Genomic DNA, 3863 nt, shown 5'->3' on the forward strand with positions numbered 1-3863 from the left:
TATTTTTTTATATGAGACTGGGGGGTGACCCCCGCCCCCGTCGCGGGGCTGCTGGCGGGCGGGGACGCGGGGGGGTGGCGCGGCCCGCCCGGTCCGCTCTCGGTCGCCGGGGTGCTGCTGGCCGCGTCGCCCATGGTGCTGTTCATGGGCTCCGTGCTCGGCACCAACGGCATCGAGATCGCGGCCGCCACCGCCCTGTTCGCGCTGGTGCTGCGGATGGGCCGCGCGACGGGTCCACCCCGCTGGAGCTGGCCGGCGGTGGGCGTCGTCGGCGCGCTGCTGGCGCTGTCGCGACCCACCGGGCCCGCCTGGGTGCTGCTCGCTCCGCTCGTCGGCCTGGTGCTCGCTCAGCGGCGCACCCGTGACCGCGAATCCCCGCCGGCCGTGGCGGGCGAAGCGGGCGAAGCGGGCGAGGCGGGCGAGGCGGGCGAAGTCGCCCAGGCCACCCAGGCCGGCAAGGCCGGCAAGGCCGGCGGTCGTCGACACTCCCGCCGCGAACGGTCGCGGCGAGCCGACCCGGCTATCTCCCGGGACGCGACGCGGTGGCCGGACGCGCACCGGTGGCGGCGGGCGCTGCCGGGGCTCTGGCTGGGTCTGGTTGCCGGCGGCGTCGTGGCGACGGCGCTGTGGGAACGAGCCATGCAGCCGCATCCGGGGATCCGTCGGGCGCTGATCGTCGAGGGGCTGCACCGACTGCCCCACGACGCCGACGCCTGGGTGCGGCAGTGGGTCGGCGTGTTCGGCTGGGCGAGCCTGCCGATGCCCACCTACGCGTACCGGATCTGGTGGCTCGCCGTCATCGTCCTCGCCCTGGTGGCGCTCGCGGCCGGCCCGCGGCGGGCCCGGCTGGGGTTCGTGGCGGTGCTCGTCGGCGCCGCGGTGGTGGCCGTCGGCCTCGACGTCGTGGTGCTGCGCCAGACCCGCTTCCCGGTGTATGGGCGCTACCTGCTGCCCCTCGCGGTGCTGGTGCCGCTCGCCGCCGGTGAGATCGTCACCCGGCGGGCGGCTCGGCTGCCGGCGACGGTTCGCCGGCTGATCCAGGTCTCGGTGCCGCTGGCGGTCGCCGCGGTCCACCTCGTCGGGCTGTGGGCGAACGCCCGCCGCTACGCCGTCGGCACGAACGGCCCCGTCTGGTTCGTCGGCCGGTCGCAGTGGAACCCGCCGGGCGGCTGGTCGCCATGGTTCGCACTCGCCGCGGCCGGAACCCTCTGTCTGGTCGGACTCGCCCTGACCGGCCTACCCGCGACTGCGGCCTCGCCCGCGGCGCGGACCGCGGGCGGCCACGACCCCGACGACCTCACCGCCTACCCACCGGCCGGGCAGCGGGTCAGAGTTGGCCGGCGTCCGTCGGCTCGGGGTGGCCGGTGCTGAGTTCGGTGCGAGCGCGCGCGAGGGTCTCCTGGACGTGCCGTTCGATCTCGTCGGGGTCCAGGCCGAGGACGCGGCCGATGTGTACGGACCAGACCTCTGAGCGCAGGTTGGTCTCGAAGTCCAGATCGGCGCGCAGGTTCTGCCGGGCGTCCGCCCTGTTCTGGCTGACCATGACGAAGGTGGACAGGAAGATCGCCTCCAGGCTGACGATCATCGTGAGGAGCCCGAACGGGTAGCGGTCGAACACCGCGGCGTCGCCGAAAACGCCCTCGTTGAGCAGGATCCAGCCGGTGAACCAGACGGCGTGCAGGTAAACGAAGGGCAGCGATCCGGCGAACGACGTGATCAGGTCCGCCGCGCGGTCCTGGGGGGAGCTCATCCGGGTGAAGACGACCCGCTCGTTGCGGATGCGGGCACGGGGGCGGGGGCGGGAACGGCGGGCAGCGCCGGGGTCTCGGTGCTGGTCGTCGGCGTCGGCGGGTGAACTCATGGCCTCCATGCTGATGTCCGATCGTCCGGGCAGCGGCCCCGGCCCCGGGGTGGCGGCCGGGGCCAGCGGCGGCCGGGGCCGGGGGCGGCCGGCCTGCCTGCGCGGGGGCCGCCTGGACACGGCTGCGAGCGTGTGACCAAGGGGCATCGCCAGGTTGCGGAAGGTGATGATCACTCCTACAGTTCAGAGGTGCCGATCGGCCGAGGCGGATATCGCCCTCCGTTTTCGGTCAACCTTTCCGCCCGGCGCGGCCCGGAGCCGGCCGGTGCATCGATCCACGCGCGCGTCGCGCACCCAAGCGATCCGAACGGAGCCAGATGATGAGCACCGGCAACGGGCTGGATGCCGCCGACCTGGCCCGGGAACAGGCGGAGTTGCTGCCCGACCGCCTCACCCTCGCCGCCGTCGAGATCAACCGCAACGAGTTCGACCCGAGCAACTACCCGATCAACTCGCCGGGCAGTAACAACTCCTACGTCGAGAACCACAGCGAACCCGAAATCGCCTACAGCAGCGGATCGGTCGTCGAGTCGATCGTCAACAGTTGGACCCAGATCAGCCAGTGGTGACACTCACCATCGACGCGCCTGCCGGCCACACTGCAATTGAGACGTACACAGATGACCACGTGACACGCCCACCAGAAATCCCCGCCGCCAGGTTTTCCGGCGGCTAACGTGTCACCCGTCCGAGCAGTCATGAAGACTGGATCACGGCGGGGGAAGAATGAACGAAAAGCCACGGGATCGAGGCGACGGGGAACGTCCGGAGTTCGCCCTGGAGCAGGCCGAGTTGCTGCCCGAAAGACTGACTCTGGCGACCGTTGAGATCGGCCGCAAAGAATTCGATCCCACCTTTTTCCCGGTGAACTCGCCCTGGTCGAACCTGGCCCACATCGACGCGCACGGCGAGGCATCGATCCTCGGCGGAATCCTGCCGATCCTCATTTCGCTGGTACCCAGCATCAACATCATATTCCAGATCGACGACTACTGATCGACCTTCGACGGACGGTTGAGTTGACCGACATCCGACCGCTGTCCACGCCCGGCACGGTGCCCGCCCGGCCGTGCCGGGCCGACGGCATGGCCCTGCTCGGCGAGTTCGCCGGCTCCGGTCTGGACCGACCGGTCCAGCTCGCCCGCCGCGGCGACGGCCAGGTCGTCGCGCTCACCGAACTGCTCGCGCACATCCTGGCGGCGGCGGACGGCACCCGCGACGTCGAGGCGATCGCCGGCCGCGTGACCGCGCGCGACGGGCGAGCGATCAGCGGGGCCGACGTCCGCTACCTGATCGCCGACCGGCTGATGCCGCTGGGCCTCATCGCCGCCGCGGCCGGTGCCACCCCGACGCCCCGGGCGGCGGCGATGTTCACCCTCGCCGGGCGGCGAACCCTGCTGCCCGCGCCGGTGGTGGCCCGGCTGGCCGGGGTCCTCGCCGTGCTGTTCCGGCCCGCGATCGTCGCCGGGCTGCTCGCCCTGCTGGTGGCGGCGGACGGCTGGGTGCTGCGCCGGCACAGCGTCGCAGACAGCGCGGCCGCGGTGCTGGCCACCCCGACGCTGATGCTGGCCGTCGTCGGGCTGGCCCTGGCCGGTGCCCTGGTCCACGAGTGTGGACACGCCGCCGCCTGCCGCTACGGTGGCGCCCGGCCCGGCGTGATCGGCTTCGGCATGTACCTGGTGTGGCCGGCGTTCTTCACCGACGTCACGGACTCCTACCGGCTGAGCCGGCGTGGGCGGCTGCGCACCGACCTCGGCGGCATCTACTTCAACGGGCTGTACGCGCTGGTGTTGTGCGGCGCGCTCGCGATCAGCCACGCCGAGGTCCTGGTGACCGCGATCGTGCTCGCCCACCTCGACGCCGCCCGCCAGCTCGCACCGTTCGTCCGGCTGGACGGCTACTACATCATGGGCGACCTCGCGGGCGTCCCGGACCTGTTCAGCCGGATGGTCCCGGCGCTGCGCTCGGCCCTGCCCGGCCGGCGCCGGCCGCCGCCCACCGG

At 72.5% G+C, this 3863-nt stretch carries 4 protein-coding genes and 1 pseudogene; 4 read left to right on the plus strand and 1 reads right to left on the minus strand.

Annotated elements, in window-relative coordinates:
* The first annotated feature begins 24 nt into the window (after nt 1-24).
* Nucleotides 25-1371, plus strand: coding sequence for a DUF2142 domain-containing protein (locus ND748_RS27505; protein WP_251749115.1), 1347 nt, complete (start codon nt 25-27; stop codon nt 1369-1371).
* Here the strand turns inward: ND748_RS27505 and ND748_RS27510 are convergent.
* Nucleotides 1328-1861 (minus strand): DUF1003 domain-containing protein, encoded by a 534-nt coding sequence (locus ND748_RS27510; RefSeq protein ID WP_251749116.1) that lies wholly within the window; start codon nt 1859-1861, stop codon nt 1328-1330. The genes ND748_RS27505 and ND748_RS27510 overlap by 44 nt on opposite strands.
* 320 nt (nt 1862-2181) lie before the next feature.
* Here ND748_RS27510 and ND748_RS27515 point away from each other — a divergent pair, with 320 nt between their 5' ends.
* The 3 genes and pseudogenes from ND748_RS27515 to ND748_RS27525 all read left to right on the plus strand — a co-directional run.
* Entirely contained in the window at nt 2182-2430 is a 249-nt protein-coding gene (locus tag ND748_RS27515; protein WP_251749117.1) for a hypothetical protein, read from the plus strand.
* A 157-nt stretch (nt 2431-2587) separates the two neighbouring features.
* Nucleotides 2588-2857 carry a hypothetical protein gene (locus ND748_RS27520; protein WP_251749118.1) on the plus strand — a complete coding sequence of 90 codons (270 nt, stop codon included), beginning with the start codon at nt 2588-2590 and terminating at the stop codon, nt 2855-2857.
* Between the two features lie 23 nt (nt 2858-2880).
* Nucleotides 2881-3863, plus strand: a pseudogene (locus tag ND748_RS27525) (hypothetical protein); the annotation flags it as partial.

The sequence above is a fragment of the Frankia sp. AiPs1 genome (assembly GCF_023716945.1).
GTDB lineage: Bacteria > Actinomycetota > Actinomycetes > Frankiales > Frankiaceae > Frankia.